This is a genomic window from Mycobacterium sp. NGS40, from assembly GCF_059812735.1.
Genome location: NZ_JCALDG010000099.1, coordinates 1 through 958 on the forward strand (window position 1 = coordinate 1; position 958 = coordinate 958).

At 63.5% G+C, this 958-nt stretch carries 2 protein-coding genes; both read right to left on the reverse strand.

The window, feature by feature from the left end; all coding sequences use genetic code 11:
* Positions 1-20 precede the first annotated feature (20 nt).
* A complete protein-coding gene (locus tag AC5Y5O_RS32075) occupies positions 21-512 on the reverse strand; it encodes a DUF7373 family lipoprotein (RefSeq protein WP_061559449.1) in 492 nt (163 codons plus the stop codon).
* A 61-nt stretch (positions 513-573) separates the two neighbouring features.
* On the reverse strand, positions 574-958 hold a 385-nt coding region (locus AC5Y5O_RS32080; RefSeq protein WP_500028756.1), incomplete at its 5' end, for an NHL repeat-containing protein.

A 958-nucleotide genomic window follows, 5' to 3' on the forward strand; every position in this document is an offset into this window, starting at 1 on the left:
CAGCAACCACACATGGAGGGTCAGTCGCCCACTAGGCGGTACTGGGCCGAGAGTTGTTGCTGTGCCTTATCTAGTTGTCGGGCAATGGTTTTGATGGTGTAGCGACCGGCGCTAGCTAAGCACCAGTAGCGCGGGACCAGACCGTTAGAGCCGGCCACGCGGGTGCAGTGGCTTTGGGGCATCCCCGGCGCTGAGGCGGCGTCTTGAGCTCCCGGTGTGGCAGCGGCGGCATCGGCCAGCGTGCTGGCCAGGGCTTGCGCGGCGGTTGGGTCTTTCGCCTGATAGAGGGTGTCCAGATTGATCGACACGTCGTCGACGCCGGCTGCAGTCAACGCGGGCCCGGTGTGGACCGGATCCTCATCCAGATGCAGGGTCCCGACCGGGGGATAGGCACCCGAGGTGGGGGTGGCCTGGTCGGCGGGCAGCGGCAGAGTCTTGGCGATTAATCCAGTGGGATCTTGTGGCAGCGTGGGGAATTGGCGCGGATCGGTCGGGGTGAAGGTGTCGATCAACGGCAGCTGAAGATCCAGGGTGCGGGCCGCCCCGAATATTTGGTGCTGGGCGTCGACGGTGTCAAGAGTGCGCCGCCAGTTTTAACACCTGGTGATTGTGTAGATCGGCGATGTAGATGTTGCCTGCGGTGTCGACGGCAACACCGGCGGGGTCGTACTGTCCAGCGGACAGCACGACCTCCTGGGAGGTTGCTCCCGCCGCCAGTTTGAGCACCCGGCTGTTGCCCCGGTCGGCGACGTAGACATCTCCTGCTTTGTCGGCGGCAATTCCCCTGGGGCTATTGAGTCCGGTGAATGGCAACACGCTTTGGGCACCGGATCCGTTAGCCAGCTTGAGGATTCGGTTGTTGCCGCTGTCGCTGACATATACATTGCCTGCGCCGTCGACCGCGACTCCCTTGGGGAATTTGACATCAGTGAGCGGGAGCACGGTTGGTGCAGTGGCG